Below are 26,638 nucleotides of genomic sequence, written 5' to 3'. Positions count from 1 at the left end.
CCGATAGGCTGGAGCTGCCCTCGCACGCGCCCCTGCGCCAGTTCGCCGTTGCGGGCGACATGCTGCACGTCGGCGGCATGCCTTTGCGCCGCCTGGCACAGCGCGTGGGCAGCACACCGTTCTATGCGTATGAACGCGCGCACATCACGCGTCGCATGGCGGAACTGCGCGCTGCCTTGCCCGCTGGCGTGCACGTGCATTACGCGATGAAGGCCAATCCCATGCCGGCCGTGGTGCAGTGGCTGGCCGGTCTGGTCGATGGCATCGACGTGGCATCGGGCGGCGAACTGTCGACCGCGCTCGATACGACCATGGCGGTCGAACGCATCAGTTTTGCAGGGCCGGGCAAGAGCGATGGGGAACTGGCGCGGGCTGTGGCGGCTGGCGTGCTGATCAACGTGGAATCTGGCGCCCAGCTGGAAAGGGTGGCGCTGGCCAGTGAACGGCTGGGCGTGACGGCCAGAGTGGCCGTGCGCGTGAATCCCGATTTCGCCTTGCGCCGCACGGGCATGCGCATGGGCGGCGGGGCGCAGCCGTTTGGCGTCGATGCGGCCCTGGTGCCCGCGCTGCTGGGCCGCATCGGCCAGCTGGGCCTGGATTTCCACGGCTTTCACCTATATGCGGGCTCGCAAAACCTGTCGGCGGCGGCCCTGGCTGAAGCGCAGGCGCTCAGCGTGCAACTGGCCCTGCAACTGGCCGACAGCGCGCCGTCGCCCTTGCGTACCCTGAATATCGGCGGCGGCTTTGGCGTGCCATATTTTCCCGGCGAGCAGGCACTCGAGTTGGCGCCCGTGGCGGACGGCCTGCAGCGGCAGCTCGCCATCCTGGCCGAGGCGGCACCCGGGGCGCGCCTGAACCTGGAATTGGGCCGCTATCTGGTGGCCGAGGCCGGTGTTTATGTGTGCAAGGTGATCGAACGCAAGCTGTCGCATGGGCAAGTGTTTCTCGTCACGGATGGGGGTTTGCACCATCATCTGGCCGCTTCCGGCAATTTCGGCCAGCTGATCCGCAAGAATTATCCGGTCGCCATCGGTAGCCGCCTGCAGGGCGGGGCGCGCGAAGTGGCGTCCGTCGTGGGGCCGTTGTGCACACCGCTGGACTTGTTGGCCGACCAGATGGAGATGACGCGCGCCGAGGAGGGCGACCTGGTGGTGGTGTTCCAGTCGGGCGCATATGGCTTGACGGCCAGTCCGACGGCCTTCCTCGGCCATCCTTTGCCGGCCGAGGTGCTCGTATGAGCGGCCTGTGCGGTTGGCTGGCGGCGGCGGGCAGCGTTGCGGCAGCCGATGGCGCGGCGCGGGCCACCTTGGCGAGCATGGCCGCGCCCCTGTCGCGTTTCGATGGCGCTCCCCTGGCCACCAGCGCAAGTGACGTGGGCAGCGTAGCCGTGGCCGCCATCGATGGCAGCCGCCATGTATTTCAGCAGGATGGCTTGCAAGTGGCCATCTGGGGGCGGCCCGTGCTCGACGGCTCGGCAGACGACGTGGCGGGCCGCCTCGCATCCCTGTGGCTGAGCCGGGGCGTAGGCGCCTGCGCCTGCCTGTCCGGCCCCTTTTCGATGGCCATCCTCGATGCTTTTTCCGGCTCTGCCCTGCTGGCCGTGGACCGCGCCGGCATGCATCCGCTCAGCTATGCGAGTAATGCGCAAGGCCTGTTCTTTGCCTCCTCGCACGACGCCTTGCTGGCCCATCCGAGCGTGCGGGGCGCGCTCGATCCCCAAGCCCTGTATCACTACCTGTTCTTCCACATGGTGCCTGGCCCGGCCACGGCTTACCTGGGCCAGCAGCGCTTGCTGCCGGGCGAGTACCTGCATGTGCGGGGCGGCAAGCCATGCAAGGGCCGCTATTGGCAGCTAGCCTTCCAGGAACCAGGCGCGGCGCACGCGCGGGCCAGCTTTGCCGGCAACAAGCAGGAATTCCTGCGCTTGCTGCGCCTGGCCGTGGAAAGCAGCCTGGGGGCGGATGGCGCGGACACCGGCGCATTTCTCAGTGGCGGCACGGACAGTTCCACCCTGGCCGCCATCATGGGCCAGGTGACGGGCCGGCCCGCGCGCACGTATTCCATCGGTTTTGATGCGCCCGGCTATGACGAAATGGCGTATGCGCGCCTGGCCGCCAGTCATGCGGGCAGCATCCACCACGAGCGCTACGTGACACCAAACGACGTGCTGGCCGCGATTCCTGCCATGGCGGCCGTCTTCGACCAGCCTTTCGGCAATGCCTCGGCCATTCCCGCCTTTTACTGCGCGCAGATGGCGCGCGAGGATGGCGTGAGACGTTTGTTGGGCGGCGATGGCGGCGATGAATTGTTTGGAGGCAATGAACGCTATGCGCACCAGGCCTTGCTGTCGCATTACGGGCGCTTGCCCATCATGCTGCGCCAGGCCATCATCGAGCCGCTGCTGTTCCGTGTGCGCGCGGGCAAGCCGTGGCGACTGGGCGACAAGGCGCGCCGCTACATCGAGCAAGCGAGCCTGCCGTTGCCGGCCCGCCTAGACAGCTATAACCTGCTGCTGCGCCATGGCCATGGCACGGTGCTGGAAGCGGGTTTTATAGACACCATCGTCCCGGGCATGGCACCTGGCTGCGTGAACCTCGCCTATTGGGAGCGGCAAGGCCAGGGCTTGAGCCAGATCAATCAGTTGCTGGCGCTGGACATGCGCTTTACCCTGGCCGACAACGACCTGTTCAAGGTGCGCAAGGCCTGCGAGCTGGCCGGCGTGGAAGCGGCCTTTCCCTTCCTGCACGATGCGATGGTAGCGTTCGCTTCGCGCCTGGCGCCGCGCGAGAAGCTCGACGGCAGGCAGTTGCGGCCCTTCTTCAAGCGGGCGCTGGCGGACATCCTGCCGCCGGCCATCGTGCGCAAGAAAAAGCACGGCTTCGGCTTGCCCTTCGGCTTATGGCTGCACAGCCACGCGCCGCTGCGCGAATTTGCCTTTGATAACCTGACGCAGCTGCGGGGGCGCGGCATCGTGCGGCCCGCCTTCATCGACGATTTAAAAGGGCGGCTGCTGGCGGAGCACCCGGCCTATCACGGCACCATGGTGTGGCTGCTGCTGATGCTGGAGCAGTGGCTCAGCCAGCATCCAGGCGCGCTGGGTGCGCTTGCCGGCGGTTTTGCCGCAAGCGCCACAGAAATGCCAGCCGTCCTCGATCCCACGGCGTAAAGCGGGGCAGCTGCAGCAGATCCAGCCCCGCGCCGGGGCGCGCCACGCCCCAGTCCGTGGCCACGGCCGCTTTGAAACCGAGGTTACGGACCATTGCCACGTGCGGCGCGCCATAGTCGCGCCCGGCCTTGCCGTTCGGATAAGCAAACAGGGTGACGGGCGCCTGGATCAAGTCTTCCAGCTGATGCTTGCCCTTGGCGATGTCCAGCCGCGCCTCCCGCTCCGCCATGGTGGACAGGATAGGGTGGCTCGCCGTGTGCGCGCCCAGGCCCATGCCGGCCCCGTGCAACTGGCGCAGCTGCGCCGTGCTCAGCATGGCGGGCGGTCCGGGCGTGGCGCCCGCCTGGTGGCGGATGTGCATGGCCAGCTGCTGGCGTTGGGCGAATGGCAGGTACTTGAGCTGCCCGAGCAAGGTGGCGATGGCCGCTTGCCGCTGCGCCAGGCTGGCGACGGACAGGCAGTCCAGACCGAGGCCTCGCAAATCGAGCACGGGACCGGGCGCATGGCGCACGGCATCGATCACCGTGTCGTTCCACATCTGTCCGCCGTCCAGGTAGCCCGTGGCGATAAAAAACGTGGCGTGCAAGCCATGGCGCTGCAGCAGCGGCAGGGCGACTTGCGCATTGTCCGCGTAGCCGTCGTCAAAGGTAATACAGGCGGCGCGCGGCGCCAGGTTGCCATCCTGCAGCCGCTGCACGGCCACGGCCAGGGGCAGCGGCGCATAAAAGCGTTTCAACAGACGCAGCTGGCGCTCGAACAAGCGCGCATCGACTTCGCCGGGAAACAGGGGATCGGGCCGCGCCAGCACGCGGTGGTAAATCAAAATGCTCAGGCTGGCCGTCATGGCTGCTCCGCGATGGCGGCCCGGGCCTTGGCCTGGCGGGCGGTGGCGTCGGGGGTGAGGATGGGTGCCTGCTGCTCGACGATGATGCGCGTGGCGATCAGGGCGGCCATCAGGTAATACGGCATGTCGAAATACAGCAGGCTGAGGAAGGCGCCGCCCACGGCAAAGCCGATCAGGCTGGCCTGGCTCATGGTGGCCAGGCCGTGTGCCCAGCGCAGTTCCGGCTTGCCCCGCGTGCGGCGGATGATGGCGGCAGCTGTGCGCCAGGTGGCGACGCCCAACGCCAGGTAAATGAACAAGCCGACGAAGCCGTGTTCGCCCAGCGCCTGGAAGTAGATGCTGTGCGCGGCATGCACGTCCATGGGGTTGGGCGCGTAGCGGGCAAAGATGGCGGCGTCGGATACATCGAAGCCACCTCCAGGAAAACGGTCGCGCGCCAGGTTCCAGGCCATGCGCCAGGCATTCAGGCGGCCCATGGCGGACACGTCATCCTGATACGTGTTGATGGTGTCCATGCGTTCGGCCCAGCGCTCGGGCATGAAAGCCAGCAGCAGAGGAGCGACTGCACCGAGCAGCGCGCCCAGCACCAGCTTGCGGTCGCTTTTCAGCCACATGAACAAGCCCATGGCGGCAATGGCCAGCAGGCCACCGCGTGAGTACGAGCCCAGCGCGGCCAGCGCCGACAGCAGCATCGCCGCCGACAAGCCGTGGCGCACCCAGCGCTTGCCCGTGTTTTGCTGCAAATAATACATGAGGGGAATGATGATGATCAGGGCCAGGGCCAGCGCATTGTTATCCCCGATAAACGTTTCTTCCGGCCCCCAGACCCGTTCCGTTCCGCCGCTGCGGAGGGTGAAGATGCCGCCTTTCACGCCGTAATAGCCGATGGAGCCCACCAGCACCCACACGAGGCGCACGATGTCGCGCCGCGTGCGTATCACCATCATGATCACAAAGCTCATCAGCATGATCTTCATGACCTTGTTCCACTGCACCCACGACGCATCGGGCAGCAGGGCGAACGGCGCCGTGACATTCATCCACCCGACGAACAGCAGCAGCAGCACGCTGACGGGTGTGAGCGGCAGGCTTTTCGGCTCGCGCGTCATCATCAGGCTGAGCATGGTGGCGATGGCGATGATGAAGGCGAATGGCAGATGGGTGGCAAAGCCCCACGCTTGCGTGTGGGGGTTCATTACGCTGACCCAGACCCACATCAGGCCGCCGATGGCCGGTGACTTCAGGATGAAGGGCAGCGAACCCAGAATGATGATGGTAATCAGTATGTCGCGCATGAAGGGGGACGCTCCTGTTGTTGCCCGGCTTGGCAAGGTCTTGATGCCTGTCAACGGGCTGGCGGGCAAGCTCGGTAGACTGGATTAAACCTGTTCAGCGCTGCTGAAACTGCGGATCAGTTTTGTCATGGTAAGACCAGGGAGGCATGTCCTTGTTGACCGTTCTCATGGCGACCTACAATGGCGCCGGCACCTTGCCCCAGGTATTGCGCGCCTACATGGCGCTGCGCCCGCCCGTGGGTGGCTGGCGCCTGATCATCGCCGACAATGGCAGCACGGACGCGACGGCGCAGGTGATCGCCGCCTTCTGCGGGCGCTTGCCCTTGAGTTCGGTCTACGTGGCGCGGCGCGGCCGCAGTCCCGCCCTGAACGGGGCCGTCGAGCACGCCTTGCGCCAGGGCGGCGATGGCAGCGAGCTGTTCGTCTTTGGCGACGACGACGCCATGCCCGCGCCCGACTGGCTGTGCCGCTTGCAGGACAGCGCGCGTGATCACCCCGGCTATGCCCTGTTTGGCGGCGCCATCGTGCCCGCCTGGCGGGAGCCACCGGCGGACTGGCTGCTGCGCCTGACTCCTGTCGGTTTGACATGGGGCATCACCAGCCCCGACCTGCGCGACGCGCCCGTCTATCCGGGCCTGGTGTGGGGCGCCAACATGGCGATTCGCCGCCGCATCTTCGAGGCGGGCGCCCGCTATGACGAAAGCATCGGCCCGCAAGGGAGCAATTACGCCATGGGCAGTGAAACCCGGCTCAACCTGGAGATGCATGCGGCCGGCAACCCTTCCTGGTTCTGTCCGCAGGCCAGTGTGGCGCATATCATCCGCGCCGCACAAGTGCAGCGCGACTGGATACTGCGCCGCGCCATGCTGTTCGGACGGGGCCAGTGCCGGCTGGCGACCTTTGCGCCCAGCGTGGAGCTGCTTGGCGTGCCCCGCTGGATGCTGGGCAGATACCTGCGCGATTCCCTCTGCGCCGCGCGGGCCTGGCTGCGGCGCGACCGCGCCGACCTGTTCCTGCGCCAGTGGGAACGTGCCTGGCTGCGGGGCTTCTTCCATGAAGCGTGGCGGGGGCGACGCAAGCGGCTGCCGCGCATCGTCATCAGCAGTTATTCGGGCGAACTGGGCGGCATGGAGCTGCGCATGGCGCAAGAGGCGAAAGTACTGGGTGCGAGCGGCTATGACAGCGTGCTGGCGCTGCGCCGCTTTCCCGGTTTTCAAGCCTGGGTGCGGGGCTTGCGCGCGCAGCATCTGCAGGTGTGCGTGTATGAACCGCCCTTGTTTCTAGAACACTGGGCGTGGCGCCGCTGGAATCAGCTGCGCGCCAGGGTCTCGGGCGCCTGGCGGCTGCGGCGGCTGCGGCCGGATCTGGTCCACGTGGCGTTTTGCTGGACCAGTTATGGCGCTTCTATCCTCTGGCTGGCCCGGCAATGCCGTTTGCCGGCCGTGATCAGCGTGCACAATGCGTTTCCTCTGGAAACCTTCAGCGACTGGCAGCGGCCCCGCTTGCAGGAAGCATTCCACAGCGTCAAAGGCGTGTATGCCGTGTCGGACTCGGCCATGCGGCACTTCCTCGACCTGTACCGCGACATGCTGCCGCCGCAAACGCGGCTGGCCGTCATTCCCAATGGCGTCGATACGGACACTTTTATTGTCTCGCCCGAACGGAAAGTGCTGGCGCGCAAGCAACTCGGGCTGCCGCCCGATGCTCTGGTGCTCGGTTGCGTGGCCAGATTATCTACGCAAAAGCGTCCGCAAGCGCTGCTGGCCCTGTTCGCCCGCCTGGCGCCGCAGTTTCCCCAGTTACATCTGGTGCTGGTGGGCACGGGGCCACTGGAAGCCATGTTGCGGCGGCAGGTGCAACAGACGGGCGTGCAGGAGCGCGTGGTGTTTGCCGGCTTCCAGCAGCGCATCGAGTTGCTGATGCCTGCCTTCGACCTGCATGTGCTGCTGAGTAAAAATGAAGGCTTCGGCATCGCCACCATCGAAGCCATGGCCTGCGGGGTGCCAGCCGTGGGGACGGATGTGCCGGGCACCCACGATATCCTGCACGATAGTGCAGGGGGGCTGCTGCTGCCGCTCGACGACGATAACGCCGCCTGCGCGGCCATCGCAAAGCTGCTGCTGGATGCCCCCCGGCGCGCCCGCATGGGACGGCTGGCGCGCGAGGAAACCGTGCAGCGCTACTCGATGCCAGGCCTGGAACGCCAGTTGCGCCAGTTCTATGCAGGCCTCGTGTAGACGCGGGCGGCCCGCATGAGTGCCACCCGCCATTCGTTTTTCTTTTCCTTCGCCGAAAAATACACGGTGCTGCTGCTGGGCATCATCGCCACCATGGTGCTGTCGCGCCTGCTTACGCCGGCCGAGGTGGGCGTGTATTCGCTGGGCGCCGTGCTGGTGGCGCTGGCGCAAGTGGTGCGTGATTTCGGGGTAGGGCAATACCTGATTCAGGAAAAGCAGCTCGATACCGCGAAACTGCGGGCCGCGCTGGCGACCAGCCTGCTCGTTGCCTGGCTGCTGGCGGGCCTGGTGCTGCTGGCCAGCGCGCCGCTGGCGCAGTTCTATGGCGAACCCCGGCTGACCCTCGTGCTGCGCCTGCTGTCGCTCAATTTCCTCTTGATACCGTTGAGTGCCTTGACACTCCCCATGCTGCGCCGGCAATTGCGTTTTCGCGCCATCTACGCCATCAACGCGGCCAATAGCGTGGTCAACCTGCTGGTGGCCGTGCTGCTGGCGCTGCATGGCTACAGTTACATGAGCATGGTGTGGGCGGCGTTGGCCGGTTCCTGTGCTTCGCTGCTGGTGAGCCTGCTGGTGCGGCCTGGCGAGCTGCCGTGGTTGCCGGGCCGGCGCGGCATGGGCGCCATCGCCCGTTTTGGCGCGTATGCGACGGGTGGCAGCCTGGTCGACGAGGCTGGGGTGGCGGCGCCGGACCTCATCATTGGCAAGCTGATCGGCATTGAAAGCCTGGCCCTGTTCGGCAAGGCGCAAAGCGTGCTCAATATCTTTAACCAGGCCATCACCAGCGCCATTTCTCCCGTGGTGTTTCCCCTGTTTGCGGCCCGTGCTCGCGGAGACGGGGGGCAGGGCGGGGCGGAAATCGTGTATTTGCGCACGATCAGCTACATGACGTCACTGGCCTGGCCCTTCTTTTTCTTCCTTGCCTGCATGGCTTTGCCCCTGGTCAAGGTGTTGTATGGCACGCAATGGCTAGCCTGTGTGCCCTTGATCCGCATCATGTGCCTGTCTTCGGCCGTGTATAGCATGTTCAGCATGGCCCGTTATCTGTTGGTGGCGACGGGCCAGCTGCCTGCACAGGTGCGGCTCGATGCCTGCGCTGGCGTAATCAAAGTGGCGCTGCTGCTGGCCGCGGCGCCGTTCGGCCTGGTGGCGGTGGCCTGGGCCGTGGTGCTCGGCAATGTGCTGCGCAGCTGCCTGGTCTATGGCTGCCTGCGGCGCTTGAGCGCTCTGGACTGGCGAATTTTGGCGCGGGCCGTGCGCAAAAGCCTGCTGTTATGCGGCATCAGCGGCATGGCGCCCGTCGCTGCGCTGCTGTGGCTGCCGCTTGATACACCGGCGTTGCTGGCGCTGACGGGCACTGCGCTGCTCTCCTTGCTGTGCTGGCTGGCCGGTCTTTTCCTGTTGAAGCATGAGCTTGCCGGCGAATTCCTGTTGTTGCAGCGTCAGCTGCTTGGCCGATGGCTGGCAGTCAAATCACCGCACTGAGCCGTTGACAGTGGCGCGGGCGAACGAAAGGGTGACCATGCGTGTTGGTATCTTGTCCTACCCGATGCTGTTCCAGCGCGACGGCGGCTTGCAGATACAGGTACGTGAAACTATTGCCGCACTGAAGCTGCTGCCCCAGCGAGCGGCGCACACGCTGGACGTGCAACTGGTCGACGCCAACCACCAGCGGCTGGCCGATTTCGACGTGCTGCACGTGTTTTCAGCCAACAATGGCACTTACCGCATCATGGAAGCGGCCAGCGAGCAAGGCGTGCCCGTGGTGCTGTCCCCCTTGCTGTCGCCGGGCTGGAGCCGTGCCAGTGCCTGGCGCGCGCGGCTGGCCGACCGGTTGGCCGGGCGCCTGACGGCATGGATGGTGCAAACGAGCTATGCACAGACGCGGCGCGCCTTGCAGCTGGCCGACGTGGTGATCGCGCTGGGCGAGGCCGAGCGCGACGCCATCGTGCAAGGTTTCGGCATGCAGGACGACGCCATTCGCGTCTTGCCGAATGGGATCAACCCGCATTTCTTCACGGCGAATGGCGATTTTTTTCTGCGCGAAACGGGTATCGCCGGGCCATTCGTGTTAATGGTGGCCAGCATTTCACCGTACAAGAATCAGCTTGGGCTGGCCCAGGCGCTGGTCGGGGCCGGTTTGCCCCTGGTGCTGATCGGCGCGGCGCCCCGCGAACAGCAAGCGTATCTGCAGCAGTTGCTGGCTTTGCCGCATGTCAGATGGCTGGGCGCGCTCGATCACGCCGACCCGCTGCTGGCCAGCGCCTACCATGCGGCGGCCGTGGCAGCCTTGCCCAGCCAGGGCGAAGTGTTTCCCTTGAGCGTGCTCGAAGCGCTGGCGACCGGCACGCCCGTTGTCATGACGGCGCAAAGCGCGCTGGACCTGCCCGATTCTGCGTTCGCGCTGCGCAAGGTGGCCTGGAACGATGGCCCCGCGCAGCGCCAGGCCATCCTCGAATTGCTGGAGCTGCCGCCCGAGCGCTGCCGCGTGCGGGCGCTGGTGGAACGTTTTACGTGGGAAAGGGTGGCGGCCCAGATTGCCGATTGTTACTACCAGGTCCAGTCCTTGCCTGCCAGGAGGCAACATGCTGTTTAATTCCTTCGCCTTCCTGTTCGCTTATCTACCCATCGTGCTGGCCGGCTATTTTCTGCTGGACCGCCGGGCGTCCTGCGCCAGTTGGCGCCTGGCGCCAGCCGTGTGGCTGGCGCTCGCCTCGCTGTTCTTCTATGCCTGGTGGGACGTGCGCTATCTGCCGCTGCTGCTGGTCTCCATTTGCGTCAATTATGGTGCCGGGCGCCTGCTGGGGGCCAGCGCGGGCGCGGCCCGAAAGCGCGTGCTGGTGGCGGCGCTGGCGCTGAACCTGGGTTTGCTTGCGTACTACAAATATGCAAATTTCTTCATCGATAGCGTGAACGCCATCGCCGAGCTTGCTGGTGCTCGTGCTGGCGCTGGCAGCCAGCCGTGGCATGGCCTGGCCATCATCCTGCCGATCGGCATCTCGTTCTTTACTTTCACGCAGATCGCCTTTCTCGTCGATTGCTACCGGGGCAAGGTGCGCGAGTACCGTTTCATTCATTACGTGCTGTTCGTCAGCTATTTCCCCCATTTGATCGCCGGCCCCGTGCTGCACCACCGCGACATGATGCCGCAGTTTGCCGACCCGGCCAACGCCCATCCTCGCGCCGCCAATTTCGCCATCGGCCTGTCGATTTTCACCATCGGCCTGGCAAAAAAGGTGCTGATCGCCGACAACCTGTCGCCGCTGGCCATCCCTGTCTTTGCGGCCGGTGCCACACCCGCCCTGATCGAAGCGTGGATCGGCGTGCTGGCCTACACCTTCCAGCTGTATTTCGACTTTTCCGGCTATTCGGACATGGCCATTGGCCTGTCGCGCCTGTTTGGCGTGAAATTGCCGCTGAACTTCAACTCGCCGTACAAGGCGGCCAATATCGCCGACTTCTGGCGCCGCTGGCACATGACACTGTCGCGTTTCCTGCGCGACTATCTGTACATTCCCCTGGGCGGCAGCCGGCGTGGTGTCGCCATGCGCTACCGCAACCTGATGCTCACCATGCTGCTGGGCGGCCTGTGGCATGGCGCCGGCTGGACCTTCGTCATCTGGGGCGGCTTGCACGGCCTGTACCTGGTGTTGCAGCAGGCATGGCAGCGGGTCTTTGGCGCGGCCCGGTCTCGTTGCTGGCCGGCCATCCTGACCTTTCTTGCCGTGATGCTGGCCTGGATATTTTTCCGCGCGCCCGATGTGGCCACGGCCTGGGATATCGCGGGCGCCCTGGTGGGGGCGAACGGCGTGAGCCTGCCGCGCGGCCTGGTGAGTCACGCGGCCAGCCTGGCGCAGTGGGGATTGCATCCGGCCTTCGACGGCATCCGCTGGATCGAACTGGCGGGACCGGGCTTGCCCGTGCTGCTGTGCGCCATGCTGCTCGCTTTCAAGGCACCCAATACGCAAGAAATCTTCTTTCTCTACGAGCCTGCCATTGAAAGAATATTTCAACCCGCAGGACGCTGGGCCTTCAGTTGGCGGCCCACGCGCCGCTGGAGCGTGGGTTGTGCCGCGTTGTTCGTCGCCTGCATCTTTGGCATGAACCGGGTCACCGAATTTCTCTACTTCCAGTTCTGAGCATGGATACCAACGCCCGCCATTACCTCGCCATCTTCCTTGCCTGCGTGCTGGCCGCGCTGGTCCTCGTTTCCGCCGTGAATTACCGTGTCGATCCCTACTTGCTGCACCAGTGGGACACGCCCCTGGTGCAGCGCCTGCGTCCCACGTCTGAAAAGCTGGCCGTGTGGGGCAAGACGTATGCCGTGGCGCGCTACCGGCCCGCCGTCGTCTACATCGGCAATTCGCGCACGGAAATGGGCTTGCCGACGAGCAGCATGCGTACTTTATTCGAGGGCAAGAGTGTCTTCAACAGCGCCGTGTCGGGTGCCTCCATCGGCGACGCCATCTTGCTGGCCGAGCACGCGGCCAGGGTCAGCCATGTCGACACCATGGTCTGGGGCATCGACGCACCCTCGTTTTCCCTGGAACTGGGTTCGGCCGGGGTGGAGCCGGGCCTGACGGAGGGCGGACCCGCGTTTTTCGCGCGGCGCGCCTTGCTCAACATCAAGCGCGGCCTGAGCCTGGACATGACGCGCGACACCTGGCGCATCCTCAGCGGCAGCTACGACGGCGCCTGCCTATCCAGCCTGGCCCTGCATGGCCAGCGCGACCAGGCTTGCATCACCAGCCGCAATCACGGCTGGGCCGGCACGGCGCGCGCGTTCACGCCGCGCCTGCAGGAATTCGGCGACGGCCTGGGGCCGACGGCGCCCGCGCTGCAAGCCTTCGATACGAGTGTGGGCAAGCTGTGCCGGGGCGGCACGCGCTTGCGCCTGTACATCAATCCCACGCATGCGCTCACGCTCGACGCCCTGTACTGGCGCGGCAAGTGGGACGCCATGCAGCAGTGGCAGCGCGATCTGGCGTGGATGGCCGGGCGCTATCGGCGCCAGGGCTGTGACGTGCGTCTGTACGATTTTTCAGGTTTCAACAGCATCACCAGCGAGCCGATCCCGCAGGTGACGGGGGGGCGCGCGATGCGCTATTACTGGGAAGCGTCGCACTACCGCGACAATGTGGGCCGCTACATCCTGGCGCGCCTGTTCGGCGGCGCGCCACAGCCGCCGGCGGACTTTGGCGTGGAGCTGACGGAAACCGGCATCGCCGCCCACCAGGCGGCCATGCGCGCCGCGCGCGAGCGCTACCATGCGCAACATGCGGACGAGACAGCGTACCTGCGCCATGCCTTGACCTTGCCCCGCGAGCCCAAATAGGCGGAAGCCGGTGCCAGGCGTACGCCGTGGGGCAGGGCGCTTGCGTTATGATAATGTTTTGCCATTCAGCAAGTTCCAGGACTCCCCATGAAAATCGCCTTCTTTGCCAGCCAACCTTACGACCGCCGCTTCTTTGACGAAGCCTTGCCGTCCCAGCCCGACTCTGCCGGCATCGAACTGGTCTTCCACAGCGCCTTGCTGAGCGAGGAAACCGTGGTCCTGGCGCAAGGCGTGGACGCCGTCTGCGTCTTCGTCAACGACGTGCTTGACGCGCAAGTGCTGGAATCCCTGCACGGCTACGGCGTGCGCGCCATCCTGCTGCGCTGCGCCGGCTACAACAACCTCGACCTGGAAGCGGCGAAGCGCCTGGGCTTTTTTGTCGCCCGCGTGCCCGCGTATTCGCCGGAAGCCGTGGCCGAATACACGCTGGCCCTGGTGCAGACCCTGAACCGCCACACGCACCGCGCCTACGCCCGCGTGCGTGAAGGCAATTTCTCGCTCGATGGCTTGCTGGGCGCCACCTTGCATGGCAAGACAGTGGGTATCGTCGGCACGGGCAAGATCGGCCTGGCAACGGCGCGCATTTTCAAGGGTTTCGGCTGTACGGTGCTGGGCCACGACCCGTATCCGGCGCCCGCGTTCGCAGATCTGGGCACAATGGTGGAATTGCCGCAATTGCTGGCCGAATCCGACATCGTTTCCCTGCATTGCCCCTTGATGGAAAGCACGCGCCACATGATCAGCGAAGCAACGTTGCCGCTGATGAAGAAGGGCGCCATGCTGGTGAACACCTCGCGTGGCGGCCTGATCGACACGGGCGCCGTCATCGAAGCGCTGAAATCGCGCCAGCTGGGTTCCCTGGCCATCGACGTGTACGAGCAGGAGAGCAATCTGTTCTTCCAGGACCGTTCGTCCGACATCATCGACGACGACATCTTTCAGCGCCTGATGACGTTCCCGAACGTGCTGGTGACGGGCCACCAGGGCTTCTTCACGATCGAAGCGCTGCGCGAGATCGCCGCCATCACCTATCACAACCTGCAATGCTTCCTGCAGGGCAAAGTTTGCGAAAACAGCGTATTAGCTGGCTGAAGCCGGTTTTCTGGGCTTGGGCGGCGGCTTGGGTTTGGGCAGCGGCAAGGCGTCCGCCGTGCGCCGCGCCAGCTGGCTCAGCCAGTCGCGCTCGTCCCATAGCCCGCCATCGATCAAAAAGTATGGCTTGGCTTGCGGGTAGGGCGGCGCTTCCTGCAGCGTGCCTTGCGCGCTGATCCAGGCGCGGCCTGCGTCCGTCGGCTTGATGAACAGCTGGTCGTCGGCGACGATGGCGAACATCTTGCCGTCGCAATACAGGCCATATTCGCCAAACATTTTTTTCGCATGGATGTTGCCTGCGCCCGCCAGCTGGTCGAGCAAAAAATCCACCGTGCCTTGCTGTGATGCCATGTTGTCCTCCATTTGAGCGGCCAGTGTAGCGCAAGCTATTTAGCCCAGCGGCCTTTTTCGGCGGCGCTCTGGCCAGCGGGCGGCCGGCGCGGCTACACTATCGCCATTATTTATTGAGCACTGTTTATTTTTCCATGACTCCCCACCTGATCACTCACCGCGGCATTTCCATCGCCACCCTCGCATCGACCCAGGACGTGGCAGACCACTGCGCGCCGGGCCAGACAGCCATCCGCGAGCAGGGCGACGGCTGGTGGCTGTATTTTGTCGACGAACACGGCACGGTCGACGGCTATGACAGCCCGTTCGCCAGCTACGCCGAGGCGCTGTGGGCGGCCAAGGCCGCGGCCGAGTTCAGCGCGCAATGAAGGCCAGTCCATGGGCTTTCCTGGGTTTGCGGCAAGCGCCAGTGCCGGAAGCGGAAAGCGCGGACTACGGCGCCTGCCGCGCCGAGCTGCACGGCAAGCGGCTGGTCTTGCGCGTGGCGAAAACCACGCCGACGAAAACCGGCCAGTTCGTCACCGTCTGGAAGCGCCCCCATCCCGATGCCGAGATCGCCCCGCTGGATGAAGCGGACCCCGTCGATGTCGTCATCATCGCCGTGGGCGACGGGGCGCAGCACGGCTTCTTTGTCTTTTCCCGCGCCGTGCTCCTGGAACGGGGCGTGATGTCGCGCGCGTGCAGCGGCGGCAAGCGCGCGCTGCGCGTCTATCCGCCGTGGTGCGCGCCCGCATCCATCCAGGCCCAGCGCACCCAGCGCTGGCAGGTCGAGTGTTTTGTAGCGGCCGGGGATCAGCAAGGGCTGGAGCAACTATGCAGGAGCGGAAAGGTTCAGGGTGAATTTTGATTTTTTCGATCGTTGCCCCAAAAGATGTCGTGCGCAACTCTTTCGGCAGCTCATCAATATTATGTCGCATACCAAGTCCTAAAGTTATCGAAACGCTTGATCCTTTCAATGGGGAAGGTAAGCGTCGCCAAAAAAAGAAAGTCGTGTCGATGCAAATTTCAATGAATGACGTGATCACTGAGCAGGAAGTTATTGACATCTACAAGGCCAATAACTGGTCGTCTGCAGAAAAACCAAAAGAACTGATGGCCGCGCTGCGCAATTCCCACAGCCTGGTTACGGCCCGCGCAGCTGGAAAGTTAATTGGCATCGGCAATGCCATTTCCGATGGATATCTGGTTGTCTATTTCCCGCATATGCTCGTCGATCCGATGTCGCAAGGACTAGGTGTCGGCAGAAGGATGATGGCTGCCATGCTTGAAAAATACGCGGGGTTTCACCAGCAAATGCTGACAGCAGACGGCAAGGCCATCGACTTCTACAAGTCCGTGGGTTTCGTTCGCGCCGGGAAAACAGAGCCCATGTGGATCTATGCAGGCGACGAGCACTGAAACTGACCATGTTGGAAATACCAAAGCTAATAGAGCCCGTCTTTCGAGAAGCAGGCTGGAAGGGACCGAAGAGCCAAGCACCTCTAGGCAGGCCTCCAGCGTCTGCCTATGCCATCGCCAATCAAATAGTTGATGAGTTCGGAGGTTTGACTGTAGGTACCTGTGGCTTAGGAACAGAAATGGCATCGAGCGACGTGCGCTTCTACGAGTGTCCTCGTTGCGGTTTGTTTCAAGCTTGGGCAGAACAAATTGGTGAGGTTGTCGCATTTGCCTCGGCCCACCATGACCACATGATCTTGTCTGTCGGCACTGATGGGACATTTTATGTATTTACCGATCCTGACGGTCAGCTATACCAAGGGCCGCAGAATTTCGGAGAGCTGATGCGTCGTTTGCTTTGGGGCTTTTCCTACGGTTCCACAATGTCAAAAGACGCGTACCAGTTCTAAGATCGCACCGTTCGCCGCTGATTAAAAAGACCGACTTTGCCTGCGGGTAGGGTAGCGCCTCCTGTGGGCGCCGAGTTTTGCTGACCAAACCCATTGCGCGCCTGGGCAAACGGCCATCCGGGAACAGGGGCGAATGTAATGCTTTGATTCTGCACTCCTTTAGTGATTTTACATAATATAAATTATGCGAAGGACTGGTAGTTTACGGAGTGTTGCGCATTTTACTCAAGTACCAAATCGCAAATGCGATTTTAGCCCTCTGCGCGCAGCTACCGTTGCTGTGCGCCTTCGCTTGAACCAGCTACGTGAAATATGGCTTGTCCCCGTCCGTGTTCGGTTTGTTCACGCCCAGGTTGGCGTGCCGGTGCAAGTCTGGTGCGTCGATGATGCTGGCGATCAGGTCTGCCACGCTCCTGCGCGATACCACGGTGCCTTTGAATGGCGCGTGGCGCGTCGTCAGTTCGTAGTCGACTTCGTCTTCATTCCCACTTTCATCATGGCACGGTGCCATGATGAAAGTTACAGGCTTTCTCTAACGAAAGAAACACGGCGCGTTTACAAAAAAGAGATCGCCCCGTGAAGCGTGCCGGCCCATCGCCTTGTCTCGTGGTAAATTGCCGCCCGTGACACATCTTTCATTGCCTGCGATATCAATCAAATCGGCAATAAAATCAGTCCCTTGCCGACTATTCTGAATGAAAAGTCTCAACATTGAGTTTCGATGATCAGGAGACCCGCATGACACAGGCGCATCCACGTACCGTGCTTTTATCGCAGTCCCGCCGCTTTCTGTCCCTTGCCGGCGCGCTGGCCATCGCGGCCGCTTTGTCTGCCTGTGCCAGTAAGCCCGGTCCTTGGCCTGCACGCGCCCTGCCGCCGTCTGCTGCCGTGTCGGTCGATGCCACGCAGTTTCTATCCAGGAAGCAATTGGTCGACTGGCAAGTCGACCTCGATGAGCGCCGCCTGCGTGCCACGGGATCGCCGCGGCATGAAGCGTATATCGACGCCCTGCATGAACGCCTGACGCGCGCCGGTGTCAAACAGCTGCGCTACGAGCCGTTCAGTTTCCGGCAATGGTCTGTGGAAGCGGAAAACTGGGGTCTGGACGTGGTCTACGACGACAGATCTGGCGTGCTGCCCTCGGCTGGCTATATTCCGTATTCGGGCGTGACGCCGGCGTCCGGCATTACGGGACGCGTCGTCTATCTGGCGCCAGGGGCCCGGCCCGATGCCAGTCTGGCGGGCAAGTTGGTGCTCGTCGAGATGCCAAAAGTGGCGTGGACAGGCCAGGTTTTCCAGCAATCCGCCGTCCACATTCACGATCCTGACCACGCCATGGGGCCGGACACGCCATATGTGCGCCCGTTCCAGATGCTGGGGCCATTCATCGCCTTGCTGGACAGCTTGCAGGAGGCCGGTGCGGCGGGCGTGATCGTCACTCTCGATACGCCGTCCAAGATGGCGGATGGCTTGTATGCGCCCCACGACGGCGTAGTGCGCCAGTTGCCTGGCGTGTTTATTGACCGCGAACTGGGCAAGCGCCTGCGCGAAAGAGTGCTGGCAGGCACGGCCCCAGTCTTGCGGCTGACCATGGCTGCCACCGTGCGGCAGGTGCAGACGCGCAACCTGGTCGGCATCATCCCCGGCGAGTCCGGGGAATTGATGGTGCTGGCTAGTCACACGGATGGCCCGAACGGGCTGGATGACAATGGGGCGAACGCCATCGTCGACATGGCCCAGTACCTGACGCGCTTGCCGCAGAACAGCCTGCCGCGCAGCGTCATGCTGCTGTTGACGAGTGGCCATTTCGCGGGCGGCGTGGGTATCGAGCAGTTTTTCACGCGCCACCAAGACGATGGATTGACGCAGCGCATGGCCGCGATACTGGCCATCGAGCACCTGGGCGCGCTGGAAGTGCTGCCCGACAGCAATGGTTATTTGCATCCCACTGGCAGGTCCGAGCCGGCCGCCTTGTTTTCGCCGCGCACACCCGCCTTGATGGATGCGTCCTACGCCATGCTGAAACAGGCCAACGCAGCACCCGCGTTCGTGCTGCCGTCGATCCAGCCCGGCCCGAAGCACGCCGCCTGGCTTGGCGAAGGCCGGTATTTCCAGGTGGCGCTGCCCATTCCCACGCTTCATTACATGGCGCAACCGTATTATTTGCTCAACCATGGCATCGACACCACGACCCAGCTGGATTACCGACTGATGCAGCGCCAGACCGTGGCCTTGACGCAGATGCTGCTGGACCTGTCGCGCGTGCCGTCTGCCGACTTGCGCAAGGAAACGGCGCCGTAACCGCCGCAAGATCTTGCCTGGCGTCCTCCTCCCTTCCCCGCCCTGCTCCCGGCACCATTCCGGACACCATACCAGCGCACTGGAAAACAGGCACTGGTATGGCCCACAAAGCCCATCTCCTGGGGTAATGCCACAACTGGTATTGTGATCTTGCGCAAAAGACGAAACCAGTTGACTACCAGCTACTGTGCTTGCACTCTGAAAAATCGGACGGTGTCCAGCCGCCCGGCCATGAAAAAATACACAAGGAGATGCGATGAACCGGACAGTCATGAATACCCTCATCCTTACCCTCTTCGGGGGGACGTTGGCCGCCTGCGGCGGTGGCAGCGGCGACGGGTCCAGCGGGGGCGCGAGCCAGCTGCTGGCCGCCTCGACGGAAGCAGTCGCCTGCTTTACGCCGTGGAACAGCGGCACCGCCTACAACGGCGGCGGCAAGGCCAGCTACAATAACGTGAACTACACGGCCAATTGGTGGACGCAAGGCAATAACCCGTCGACCAGCAGCGGCGGCGCCGGTAGCGGCCAGCCCTGGACGGCGGTGGGAGACTGCGGCACGCCGACTCCTACTCCAACGCCTACCCCGACACCAACGCCTACTCCAACTCCGACTCCGACACCAACGCCTACTCCGACACCAACCCCGACTCCAACACCCACGCCTTCCCCCAACGGCCTGGCGAAACACGCGCTGATCGGCTACTGGCACAACTTTACCAACCCCAGCGGCGCCACCTACCCGATCAGCCAGGTCAGCGATGACTGGGATGTGATCGTCGTCTCGTTTGGCGACAATGCGGGCGGCGGCAATGTCAGCCTGACCATCGATCCGGGCGCGGGCACGGAAGCGCAGTTCATCGCCGACGTGGCGGCCAAGCGTGCCAAGGGCAAGAAAGTCATCCTGTCGCTGGGCGGGCAGAACGGCTCCGTTTCCGTCGGCAACACGGCCGAAGCGACGAATTTCACCAACAGCCTGTACGCCATCATCACGAAATATGGCTTCGACGGCATCGACCTGGACCTGGAAAACGGCGTGGCGCAAGGCGCGGCCATCCAGACCTATCTGCCGATCGCCGTGAAAAACCTGAAAACCAAGGTCGGCAGCAGCTTTTATCTGTCGATGGCGCCGGAATGGGTATATGTGGAAGGCGGATACACGAGCTATGGCAGCATCTGGGGCGCTTACATTCCCATCATCAACGCCTTGCGCTCCGAGTTGACGGTGCTGCACCCGCAGTACTACAACAATGGCGACATCTACACGCCGTATGCGACGGGCGCCATCAAGGCTGGCTCGGCCGACCAACTGGTGGCCACGGCGCGTATGCTGATCGAAGGATTCAACTATGGCGGCAACACCTTCGCTGGCCTGCGTCCTGACCAGGTGGGCTTCGGCGTGCCATCGGGACGCAGCTCGGCGGGCTCGGGATTTACCACCAACGCCGACGTCAGCAATGCCCTCAATTGCCTGACGCGCTTGCTCAACTGCGGCACCATCAAGCCGCTGCAGGCGTATCCGGACTTCCGCGGCGTGATGACGTGGTCGATCAACTGGGACCGCCACGATGGCTATAACTTCTCCGTGCCGACGAAGACTGTGCTGAAGACCTTGCCGTAAGCTGCATTAGCCACGGTCGAGCAGCAGCAGGTCGTCCAGGGAAAGTGGTTCCAGGTGTTCGAACAGGAACTGGCGCTCGCCGCGTTCGTGGACGGAGGCGGCGAGCATCAGCTCAGGCCCCCTTGCAAGAACAGGCCGAACAGGATTTTATCCATGAGAACTGGTACTGGGAGCACTGAATTTTTTTAACAGACGCAACTGGGAAAAAATGACAATAAATCGCGCCACAGCCGCAAAAGTCTTGGAATGGTAAGCGATCCGTGCATTCCTATTTAAATGTAATTGCAAATTTATATATAAAAATTACTAAAAAACCGTGTTAATCCTATCAGGCCGCCATACGATTAAGCGAAGTAACTAATACCACCACCAAGCATAATCAGCTCCCCTCAGCAATATCACCATTCAGGGCATCGCCCGAAGTTGCATTACCGCGATCTCCACCGGATACCATTATTACTTCACCCATAATCAATATTTGCATATTTAATCCTGTTTGGTCAACGATCACTTCTCCGGGCCGGCGCAGGGCGTCACCTGCGCCCCGGACACCGTGCTTCACGCCCGCCGCTATTGCGGGCCGCGCGGCTTTGCCCTATTCTGCTGCTTTTATGGCAATTCCTGGGGCCGTCACATTCATGTTTACACTGCGCTCCGCCATTGATGGCCTGCGAATCTGCCTGTCCGCGCGACGCTTGTGCGTGGCCGGGCTGGCTGCGCTATTCGAATTCTCCCTGTTTTCCCTGTCCTGGGAAGATCCGCTATGGTATCTGGCCATGGCGGTCTTCCTGCCGGCGCTGGCGGCGCTGCTGGCGTATGGCCTGTTCGAGCGCTGGCCGCGCCGCTTGCCCGGCAGGCTGTCCCACTGGGTGTTGCAGGTGGTGGGCGTGGCGCTGGCGATCGTGCTGACCCTGGCCAGCTTGTATCTGTTCAATACCAAGCCCGGTGCGCCGCCGTTCTGGCAAGTGCCGGAGCGCTTGCAGAGTTATGTCGCGCTCGCTTTCCTGGGACTGTTGCTTGGCCCATGGACGGCGATGGCCGCCCTGCTGCGCCAGCGCGACGCCCGCGTGCGCGAAGCCGAGCGCAGGCGCGGCGAGCTGGAACGCCAGGCCCGCGATGCGCGCGTGTGGCTGCTGCAGGCTCAGGTCCAGCCACATTTCCTGTTCAATACGCTGGCCAGCCTGCAAGCCCTGCTTGATGCGGGATCCAGCCATGCGGCGCCAGTCCTGGCGCACCTGGTCACGTATCTGCGGGCCGCCGTGCCGCGCCTGAGCGAAGCGGCCACCCGCCTGGAACAGGAACTGGAGATGGTGCGCGCCTACCTGGTACTGATGCAGATGCGCATGCCTGACCGCCTGCAGTTCGGCATAGCCGTTGCGCCTGGCTGCGAGAGACTGCAGTGTCCGCCCATGACCCTGATGACGCTAGTCGAGAATGCGGTGCGCCATGGCATCGATCCCTGCATGAATGGGGGGCGTATCGATGTACGCATCGGCGAGGTGAATGGCCGTTGCCATATCGAGGTCAGCGATACCGGAGCGGGCCTGCAAGCGGGCAGCCCCGGCCTCGGCACGGGACTTGGCAGCCTGCGCGAGCGCCTGGCGCTGATGTTTGGCGGCGAAGCGGCCTTGCGCATCAGCGAACTTGCCCCTCACGGTTTCCGTGTTTCCATAGAATGCCCCGCATGGCCATGACATTGACCGCCCTGATTGCCGACGATGAACCCTTGCTGCGCGCCAGCCTGCGGCGCCAGCTGGCCGAGTGCTGGCCGGAGCTGCTGGTCGTGGCCGAAGCGCGCAACGGACCGGAGGCGCTCGCGCTGTTCGAACGGCACCGCCCGGCGGTCTGCTTCCTCGATGTGCACATGCCGGGCCTGTCCGGCGTCGACGTGGCAAGCCAGATCGGCGACCGCGCCCACCTGGTCTTTGTCACCGCCTACGACCAGTATGCGCTGCGCGCCTTCGAGCAGGGAGTGCTCGACTATCTGGTCAAGCCGGTGCAGCTGGCCCGCCTGGCCGCTACCGTGACGCGCTTGCGCGAGCGCCTGGCGGCCATCCAGCCCGGCGCCGCCAGCGAGTCGCTGTTGCGGCAACTGGCGGCGTACCTGCAGGCCGCCCCTGGGCCGGTGCCTGCACCAGCTGCGCTGCGCTGGCTGCGCGCAAGCGTGGGCCCGGCCGTGCGGCTGATACCGGTCGATGATGTCGATTACCTGAAGTCCGACGATAAGTACACGCTGGTTGCCTGGCGCGACGGCGGCAAGCCCGCCGAAGCGCTGCTGCGTCATTCCCTCAAGGAATTGCTGGTGCAGCTCGATCCAGCGCAGTTCCAGCAAATCCACCGGGCCGTGGTGGTCAATCTGCATGCCATCCGCCAAGTCGTGCGCGGCGCTCACGAGACGGCCGAAGTGACCTTGAAGCACCGGCCGGAAGTGCTGCCGGTCAGCCGCACCTTCCTCCACCTGTTCAAGGCGGAATAGTCCCCGGGCGCGGCAGGGCCGCGTCACTCATCGTGCATAGGCGCAATTCGGCCCCTTGGGCGCGTGACGCGTCGGATCGGCCTTGCCGCGGCGCGTCCGTATGCCGACACTGCGCTCGCTGGTCCTGCCTCGGCAGGCTTGATCCCACTCCGACAAAGGTGTATCGATGAACCAAACCAACTCCTCCGCCACGCGGCAAGCCCCTCCCCTGTTCGCCTTGCCCCTGCAGCGAGGCGCCGCCATCCCGTTGGGGCGGTGGCTGGGACTGGGCTTGCTACTTATTTTCGGCCTGGGCATCTGGTCGAATTTCTGGCTGCAGGAACAAGTATTTGCCGCGCCGGGTTTCCTCTTGCGGGCGGCCGGCATGCCGCTACAGGTGGGGCTGATCGTCATGCTCGGTCTGCTCACGGCCTTGATTGGTCTGGCTATCGCGGCAGCCCTGCGCGGCCTGTATGGCGAGCAGCACCCCATCCTGAGCCGCTGCTACGTGGCGCTGGTGGCGGCGGCGCTGGCAACCAGCCTGTTCGAAGGCACGCTAGTGCTGGCCATGCGCAGCCTGAGTATCGCCTTCCTCAACGCCGGCGCAGACGGCAATGTCTATGAGCCGGTGCGCGCTTTGCTGGCGGGACTGCGTAACGGCGTGCACTTTCCGGACAAGCTGCTGGGCGGACTCGGCGTGACCCTGATGTATCTGCTGCTGTACCGCGCCCGGGCGATCCCGCGCCTGCTGGCCCTGGCTGGCATGCTGGCCGGCGTGCTGCAGTGGATCGCCGTGGCGCGCGAACTGTTTGGCCTGGATGTGATGCACGCCTTGCTGATTCCGCTGGGCCTGGTGTACCCGCTGACCGGGCTGTGGCTCTTGCTGCGGGGCCTGGCGCCGCGGCCTGCCGGTCGTTGATGCTGTCGTCCTCGCGGAGGTCGCAATGAAATGAAGACTATTAATAGTCTGTATCTATTGATTCGGTTGAAATATTTTACTTCCTTTTGTAAATGAGAATCGTTACTATCTAAATCAAGGATAAGCGAATTCACCAGAAAGGAGCATCCCTTGTTCACCGCCATCAAAACATTCAGCCAGGTCTGCACGCACATGTCGATCGCCTTCAGCCTCGCCTATTTGCTGACGGGGTCGCTCGCGCTCGGTGGCTTGGCCGCCATCATTGAACCGATCATCAATGTGGGCTTGCTGCCATGGCATGAAAAAGCCTGGCACGCGATCCGCCGCCGCCATGCCGCCAGCCGCGTGGGCTTTGCCGCCCTGGTCGGCGAAAAGCTGAGCCAGACGGCCTTGCACATGGGCGTGGCCTTCGGCGTCATGTACTGGGCCACGGGTTCCATGGCGTTCGGCGGCTTGCTGGCCGTGGTCGAGCCGATCTGCAATGTGATTGTGCTGCCCTTCCACGACCGGCTGTGGGAAAAAGTCCGCTTTCGCCTGGAAAGCCGGGGCGCGGCGCCGCTGGCTACGATGCCCACCTGATACTTTTCACCCAAGAACAAGGACTAGGGTCGGACCCGCCGGGTCCGACCCTGGCTTCTTGTCGCTGGCCAAAGCCGTTATGGTGGCCGGTTTCAGCTTTCTGCAAGGCATGCTTACACCTTGCCCGCCCACACGGGTGGCCGCCTTTGGCCCCATGGCGCCGCCCGTTCCAGCTGCCCTGCCAGGCGCAGCAGGACGCCATCCCTGGCGTAGCTTGCCATGAATTGCATGCCTATCGGCAAGCCTTCCTCCGACATGGCCAGCGGCACGGACATGGCCGGCAAGCCCGCCACGTTTGCCAGCGGGGTGTACGGTGAATGCTCGAACAGGCGCGCCGTCCAGCCCAGCCCATCGAGTGTTTCCTCGTCCTCACCATAGCGCCCCAGCTGCCACGGCACATCCGGCAAGGTGGGCGTCAGCAAGACGTCGTATTGCTCAAACAAGGCGCCTGCGTGGCGCGTGACCGTGTTGCGCACGTCGAGGGCGGCGACGAAATCGACGGCCGAGACCATCTGCCCATGGCGGTAGCAGGCCAGGGTCGCCGGCTCCAGGGTATCGCGAGACACATCGCGGCCGCTCTCGCGCGCCAGGCTGTCTATCCATGGCACCAGATTGGCGCACCAGATGCTGGCATTGGCGTGCACGAACGCGTCCCACGACACGCCCAGCGCGGGTGCTACTTCTTCCACGTGGTGGCCCAGGCTTTCCAGCAGGCGCACGGTAATGTCCAGCGCGCCATCGATGGCGGGCGCGGGACGGGCGCCATTGCTGGCTGCGCGCTGCACGCCGATGCGCAAGGTGCCCGGCGCCACACTCACCTGCGACAGCCAGCTGTGGCCGGGAGGACTCGTCAGATAGGGTTCACCGGGTAGTACTGCCTGCGTGCAATCGAGCAAGGCGGCGCTGTCGCGCACGGTGCGGCTCACGCCCAGTTGCACGCCCAGGCCGCTGAAAATCTCGTCCATGGCAGGGCCGTTCGACACTCTTCCCCGGCTCGGTTTGACGCCGAACAGGCCCGTGGAGGCGGCTGGAACGCGGATGGAACCGGCTGCGTCCGTCGCATGGGCCAGCGGCACGATGCCGGCCGCCACGGCTGCCGCTGCGCCGCCGCTGGAGCCGCCCGCGCTCAAGCTGACGTTCCACGGGTTGCGCGTGGCGCCGTACAAGACCGGTTCCGTGGTGGTGGCAAAGGCCATTTCAGGCGTGCTGGTGCGGCCGAACGTCACCAGTCCTGCCTGACGGAACTGCGTCATCAGATGGGAATCGACGGGCGCGACATGGCCGGCGCCCAGGCGGCTGCCCGCTTCGCTGCGCTGGCCCGCCATTGTCACGGCCACATCCTTGATCAGGAATGGCACGCCGGCAAACGGCGCCGCATGGTCAATCTTGGAAAAATCCGCTGGCCACAGCTCGACCACGGCGTTGAGGCGCGGGTTGACTGCGGCGCAGGCGCGCACGGCTGCGTCGTGCAATTCGGCGGCCGAGACGGCGCCAGTGCGCAGCAGTTGTGCCAGTCCTAAACCATCAAAGCTTGTATATTCATGGAGTTGCATCACTTAGTTCCTGTAATAGATGAAGAATGGATATCACAGAAACTACTCTAAGGCTTGCGCTATCATAGTGGAAATGAATAGATGATATACAAGGTATAGCCATGAACAATTTGCGCAAGCTGGACTTGAACCTGCTGCTGACCCTGAACGCGCTGTTAATTGAACGCAACGTCACACGGGCGGCCGCGCGGCTGCACCTGAGCCAGCCTTCCGTCAGCGTCCAGCTGGCCAAGCTGCGCAAGGCTTTCGACGATCCCTTGCTCTTGCCCGGTCCGCGCGGCATGCTGCCCACAGCGCGCGCGCTGGCCTTGTTTGAACCACTGCAAGCCGTGTTGGCCCAGCTGGAGCAAGTCTTGCAGCCAGGAAAGGCGTTCGAGCCGGCCACGGCCCAGGTGTGCTGGGACCTGGCGGCGGCCGATGCCACCGAATATGCGATTTTGCTGCCCCTGCTGCCGTCCCTGCGCGCACAGGCGCCCTTGTCGCGCATGGCCGTGTTCGAAGCCGTGCCGGCGCGCATGGCGCAAGACCTGGAAAGCGGCCAGGTCGACCTGGGCTTTTTGGCGCAGGAGGAAGCGCCGCCCGGCTTGCGCCACCGCAGCCTGTTTACCGAGCACTATGTGCTGGCAGGCCGCCACGATCACCCGCTGCTGCAGGCACCGCCCGACCTCGATCAGTTTTGCGCGCTGGAATTCATCGTCGTCTCGCCCAACGGCGGCGGGTTTCGCAGCAACGTCGATACGGCCTTGCAGCAGCGGGCCCGCACGCGCAAAGTGGTGCTGTCCGTGCCGCATTTCCTCATTGTCCCGCCCCTGCTGGCGGCGTCCGACATGGTGGCCCTGCTGCCGTCGCGCCTGCTGAAGAATGCGCTGGGCGCGCTGCGCACGTGGGAGCCGCCCGTCACCTTGCCCGATTACGAGATGGCCATGGTCTGGCACGAGCGCATGCATCTGGATCCGGCGCACCGCTGGCTGCGCGAGCGCATCATGGCCAGCTTGCAGCCTGCCTTACACGATTTTCCAGTGTGAAACACTAGGGAAGATTACCTA

Annotated in this window: 24 protein-coding genes; 19 read left to right on the top strand and 5 right to left on the bottom strand. The window is 63.7% G+C overall.

Annotation, left to right across the window (positions count from 1 at the left end):
* Nucleotides 1-59: 59 nt before the first annotated feature.
* Nucleotides 60-1,238, top strand: a complete 1,179-nt coding sequence (locus tag C8C89_RS18235) for a pyridoxal-dependent decarboxylase, exosortase A system-associated (RefSeq protein WP_133993498.1) — start codon at nt 60-62, stop codon at nt 1,236-1,238.
* Nucleotides 1,235-3,166, top strand: coding sequence for an asparagine synthase C-terminal domain-containing protein (locus C8C89_RS18230; RefSeq protein WP_101481223.1), 1,932 nt, complete (start codon nt 1,235-1,237; stop codon nt 3,164-3,166). The genes C8C89_RS18235 and C8C89_RS18230 overlap by 4 nt, the downstream gene beginning before the upstream one ends.
* Here the strand turns inward: C8C89_RS18230 and C8C89_RS18225 are convergent.
* Together C8C89_RS18225 and C8C89_RS18220 are read right to left on the bottom strand one after the other, a co-directional pair.
* Nucleotides 3,075-4,010 (bottom strand): polysaccharide deacetylase family protein, encoded by a 936-nt coding sequence (locus C8C89_RS18225; protein WP_101481224.1) that lies wholly within the window; start codon nt 4,008-4,010, stop codon nt 3,075-3,077. The two genes, C8C89_RS18230 and C8C89_RS18225, sit on opposite strands and share 92 nt — an antisense overlap.
* Entirely contained in the window at nt 4,007-5,305 is a 1,299-nt protein-coding gene (locus C8C89_RS18220; protein ID WP_133991576.1) for a putative O-glycosylation ligase, exosortase A system-associated, read from the bottom strand. Before C8C89_RS18220 ends, C8C89_RS18225 begins: the two co-directional genes overlap by 4 nt.
* A 152-nt stretch (nt 5,306-5,457) precedes the next feature.
* Here C8C89_RS18220 and C8C89_RS18215 point away from each other — a divergent pair, with 152 nt between their 5' ends.
* From C8C89_RS18215 to C8C89_RS18190, 6 genes are all read left to right on the top strand, one after another.
* A complete protein-coding gene (locus tag C8C89_RS18215; RefSeq protein ID WP_243858082.1) occupies nt 5,458-7,542 on the top strand; it encodes a glycosyltransferase in 2,085 nt (694 codons plus the stop codon).
* A 15-nt stretch (nt 7,543-7,557) separates the two neighbouring features.
* Nucleotides 7,558-9,027, top strand: a complete 1,470-nt coding sequence (locus tag C8C89_RS18210) for an oligosaccharide flippase family protein (protein WP_133991574.1) — start codon at nt 7,558-7,560, stop codon at nt 9,025-9,027.
* Nucleotides 9,028-9,064: 37 nt separating this feature from the next.
* Nucleotides 9,065-10,138 (top strand): glycosyltransferase, encoded by a 1,074-nt coding sequence (locus C8C89_RS18205; RefSeq protein WP_166674788.1) that lies wholly within the window; start codon nt 9,065-9,067, stop codon nt 10,136-10,138.
* Complete coding sequence (locus C8C89_RS18200; protein ID WP_133991570.1) at nt 10,128-11,681, top strand: MBOAT family protein; 1,554 nt, start codon at nt 10,128-10,130, stop codon at nt 11,679-11,681. The genes C8C89_RS18205 and C8C89_RS18200 overlap by 11 nt, the downstream gene beginning before the upstream one ends.
* A gap of 2 nt (nt 11,682-11,683) precedes the next feature.
* A complete protein-coding gene (locus C8C89_RS18195; RefSeq protein WP_133991568.1) occupies nt 11,684-12,877 on the top strand; it encodes a hypothetical protein in 1,194 nt (397 codons plus the stop codon).
* A gap of 87 nt (nt 12,878-12,964) precedes the next feature.
* Complete coding sequence (locus tag C8C89_RS18190) at nt 12,965-13,969, top strand: 2-hydroxyacid dehydrogenase (protein WP_133991566.1); 1,005 nt, start codon at nt 12,965-12,967, stop codon at nt 13,967-13,969.
* Here the strand turns inward: C8C89_RS18190 and C8C89_RS18185 are convergent.
* Nucleotides 13,958-14,320 carry a TfoX/Sxy family protein gene (locus C8C89_RS18185; protein ID WP_133991564.1) on the bottom strand — a complete coding sequence of 121 codons (363 nt, stop codon included), beginning with the start codon at nt 14,318-14,320 and terminating at the stop codon, nt 13,958-13,960. The genes C8C89_RS18190 and C8C89_RS18185 overlap by 12 nt on opposite strands.
* Nucleotides 14,321-14,454: 134 nt before the next feature.
* Between C8C89_RS18185 and C8C89_RS18180 the strand changes: the two genes are divergently transcribed.
* From C8C89_RS18180 to C8C89_RS18165, 4 genes are read left to right on the top strand one after another with little or no spacing between them, the layout of a single operon-like run.
* On the top strand, nt 14,455-14,688 hold the full coding sequence (locus C8C89_RS18180) for a hypothetical protein (RefSeq protein ID WP_101481232.1): 234 nt from the start codon (nt 14,455-14,457) through the stop codon (nt 14,686-14,688).
* Nucleotides 14,685-15,167 (top strand): MepB family protein, encoded by a 483-nt coding sequence (locus tag C8C89_RS18175; protein ID WP_133991562.1) that lies wholly within the window; start codon nt 14,685-14,687, stop codon nt 15,165-15,167. Before C8C89_RS18180 ends, C8C89_RS18175 begins: the two co-directional genes overlap by 4 nt.
* Entirely contained in the window at nt 15,164-15,718 is a 555-nt protein-coding gene (locus tag C8C89_RS18170; RefSeq protein WP_208327724.1) for a GNAT family N-acetyltransferase, read from the top strand. The genes C8C89_RS18175 and C8C89_RS18170 overlap by 4 nt, the downstream gene beginning before the upstream one ends.
* An 8-nt stretch (nt 15,719-15,726) precedes the next feature.
* On the top strand, nt 15,727-16,167 hold the full coding sequence (locus C8C89_RS18165) for an SUKH-3 domain-containing protein (protein ID WP_133991560.1): 441 nt from the start codon (nt 15,727-15,729) through the stop codon (nt 16,165-16,167).
* A gap of 301 nt (nt 16,168-16,468) precedes the next feature.
* Here the strand turns inward: C8C89_RS18165 and C8C89_RS18160 are convergent, their stop codons facing one another.
* Entirely contained in the window at nt 16,469-16,678 is a 210-nt protein-coding gene (locus C8C89_RS18160) for a hypothetical protein (protein ID WP_208327723.1), read from the bottom strand.
* Nucleotides 16,679-16,905: 227 nt separating this feature from the next.
* Here C8C89_RS18160 and C8C89_RS18155 point away from each other — a divergent pair, with 227 nt between their 5' ends.
* From C8C89_RS18155 to C8C89_RS18125, 6 genes are all read left to right on the top strand, one after another.
* A complete protein-coding gene (locus C8C89_RS18155) occupies nt 16,906-18,468 on the top strand; it encodes a M28 family metallopeptidase (RefSeq protein ID WP_133991558.1) in 1,563 nt (520 codons plus the stop codon).
* A gap of 271 nt (nt 18,469-18,739) precedes the next feature.
* Nucleotides 18,740-20,086, top strand: coding sequence for a glycosyl hydrolase family 18 protein (locus C8C89_RS18150; protein ID WP_243858080.1), 1,347 nt, complete (start codon nt 18,740-18,742; stop codon nt 20,084-20,086).
* Nucleotides 20,087-20,724: 638 nt separating this feature from the next.
* On the top strand, nt 20,725-21,780 hold the full coding sequence (locus tag C8C89_RS18140; protein WP_133991556.1) for a histidine kinase: 1,056 nt from the start codon (nt 20,725-20,727) through the stop codon (nt 21,778-21,780).
* The gene (locus C8C89_RS18135; protein WP_347876597.1) at nt 21,777-22,562 is read left to right on the top strand and encodes a LytTR family DNA-binding domain-containing protein; all 786 of its coding nucleotides are present in this window, start codon (nt 21,777-21,779) and stop codon (nt 22,560-22,562) included. Before C8C89_RS18140 ends, C8C89_RS18135 begins: the two co-directional genes overlap by 4 nt.
* Nucleotides 22,563-22,728: 166 nt before the next feature.
* On the top strand, nt 22,729-23,460 hold the full coding sequence (locus C8C89_RS18130; protein ID WP_101481238.1) for a DUF4386 family protein: 732 nt from the start codon (nt 22,729-22,731) through the stop codon (nt 23,458-23,460).
* 150 nt (nt 23,461-23,610) lie between these two features.
* Nucleotides 23,611-24,039: a DUF2061 domain-containing protein gene (locus tag C8C89_RS18125; RefSeq protein ID WP_101481239.1), complete on the top strand. Its 429-nt coding sequence runs from the start codon at nt 23,611-23,613 to the stop codon at nt 24,037-24,039.
* 113 nt (nt 24,040-24,152) lie between these two features.
* Here C8C89_RS18125 and C8C89_RS18120 read toward each other — a convergent pair whose 3' ends face one another.
* Nucleotides 24,153-25,592, bottom strand: a complete 1,440-nt coding sequence (locus C8C89_RS18120; protein ID WP_133991552.1) for an amidase — start codon at nt 25,590-25,592, stop codon at nt 24,153-24,155.
* 101 nt (nt 25,593-25,693) lie between these two features.
* Between C8C89_RS18120 and C8C89_RS18115 the strand changes: the two genes are divergently transcribed.
* Complete coding sequence (locus C8C89_RS18115; RefSeq protein WP_133991550.1) at nt 25,694-26,617, top strand: LysR family transcriptional regulator; 924 nt, start codon at nt 25,694-25,696, stop codon at nt 26,615-26,617.
* Nucleotides 26,618-26,638: the final 21 nt, after the last annotated feature.

This window comes from Janthinobacterium sp. 75 (assembly GCF_004365495.1).
Lineage (GTDB): Bacteria > Pseudomonadota > Gammaproteobacteria > Burkholderiales > Burkholderiaceae_D > Janthinobacterium.
This window is presented reverse-complemented; position numbering and strand designations above follow the sequence as displayed.

Bases quoted from the DNA above. Each gene is read 5' to 3' on its own strand.
- C8C89_RS18220 (WP_133991576.1), bottom strand. From the start codon at position 5,305: ATGCGCGACATACTGATTACCATCATCATTCTGGGTTCGCTGCCCTTC.
- C8C89_RS18155 (WP_133991558.1), top strand. From the start codon at position 16,906: ATGACACAGGCGCATCCACGTACCGTGCTTTTATCGCAGTCCCGCCGC.
- C8C89_RS18135 (WP_347876597.1), top strand. From the start codon at position 21,777: ATGACATTGACCGCCCTGATTGCCGACGATGAACCCTTGCTGCGCGCC.
- C8C89_RS18180 (WP_101481232.1), top strand. From the start codon at position 14,455: ATGACTCCCCACCTGATCACTCACCGCGGCATTTCCATCGCCACCCTC.
- C8C89_RS18130 (WP_101481238.1), top strand. From the start codon at position 22,729: ATGAACCAAACCAACTCCTCCGCCACGCGGCAAGCCCCTCCCCTGTTC.
- C8C89_RS18140 (WP_133991556.1), top strand. From the start codon at position 20,725: ATGTTTACACTGCGCTCCGCCATTGATGGCCTGCGAATCTGCCTGTCC.
- C8C89_RS18115 (WP_133991550.1), top strand. From the start codon at position 25,694: ATGAACAATTTGCGCAAGCTGGACTTGAACCTGCTGCTGACCCTGAAC.
- C8C89_RS18210 (WP_133991574.1), top strand. From the start codon at position 7,558: ATGAGTGCCACCCGCCATTCGTTTTTCTTTTCCTTCGCCGAAAAATAC.
- C8C89_RS18230 (WP_101481223.1), top strand. From the start codon at position 1,235: ATGAGCGGCCTGTGCGGTTGGCTGGCGGCGGCGGGCAGCGTTGCGGCA.
- C8C89_RS18160 (WP_208327723.1), bottom strand. From the start codon at position 16,678: ATGGCACCGTGCCATGATGAAAGTGGGAATGAAGACGAAGTCGACTAC.
- C8C89_RS18150 (WP_243858080.1), top strand. From the start codon at position 18,740: ATGAATACCCTCATCCTTACCCTCTTCGGGGGGACGTTGGCCGCCTGC.
- C8C89_RS18185 (WP_133991564.1), bottom strand. From the start codon at position 14,320: ATGGCATCACAGCAAGGCACGGTGGATTTTTTGCTCGACCAGCTGGCG.
- C8C89_RS18190 (WP_133991566.1), top strand. From the start codon at position 12,965: ATGAAAATCGCCTTCTTTGCCAGCCAACCTTACGACCGCCGCTTCTTT.
- C8C89_RS18235 (WP_133993498.1), top strand. From the start codon at position 60: ATGCTGCACGTCGGCGGCATGCCTTTGCGCCGCCTGGCACAGCGCGTG.
- C8C89_RS18195 (WP_133991568.1), top strand. From the start codon at position 11,684: ATGGATACCAACGCCCGCCATTACCTCGCCATCTTCCTTGCCTGCGTG.
- C8C89_RS18200 (WP_133991570.1), top strand. From the start codon at position 10,128: ATGCTGTTTAATTCCTTCGCCTTCCTGTTCGCTTATCTACCCATCGTG.
- C8C89_RS18225 (WP_101481224.1), bottom strand. From the start codon at position 4,010: ATGACGGCCAGCCTGAGCATTTTGATTTACCACCGCGTGCTGGCGCGG.
- C8C89_RS18205 (WP_166674788.1), top strand. From the start codon at position 9,065: ATGCGTGTTGGTATCTTGTCCTACCCGATGCTGTTCCAGCGCGACGGC.
- C8C89_RS18165 (WP_133991560.1), top strand. From the start codon at position 15,727: ATGTTGGAAATACCAAAGCTAATAGAGCCCGTCTTTCGAGAAGCAGGC.
- C8C89_RS18175 (WP_133991562.1), top strand. From the start codon at position 14,685: ATGAAGGCCAGTCCATGGGCTTTCCTGGGTTTGCGGCAAGCGCCAGTG.
- C8C89_RS18120 (WP_133991552.1), bottom strand. From the start codon at position 25,592: ATGCAACTCCATGAATATACAAGCTTTGATGGTTTAGGACTGGCACAA.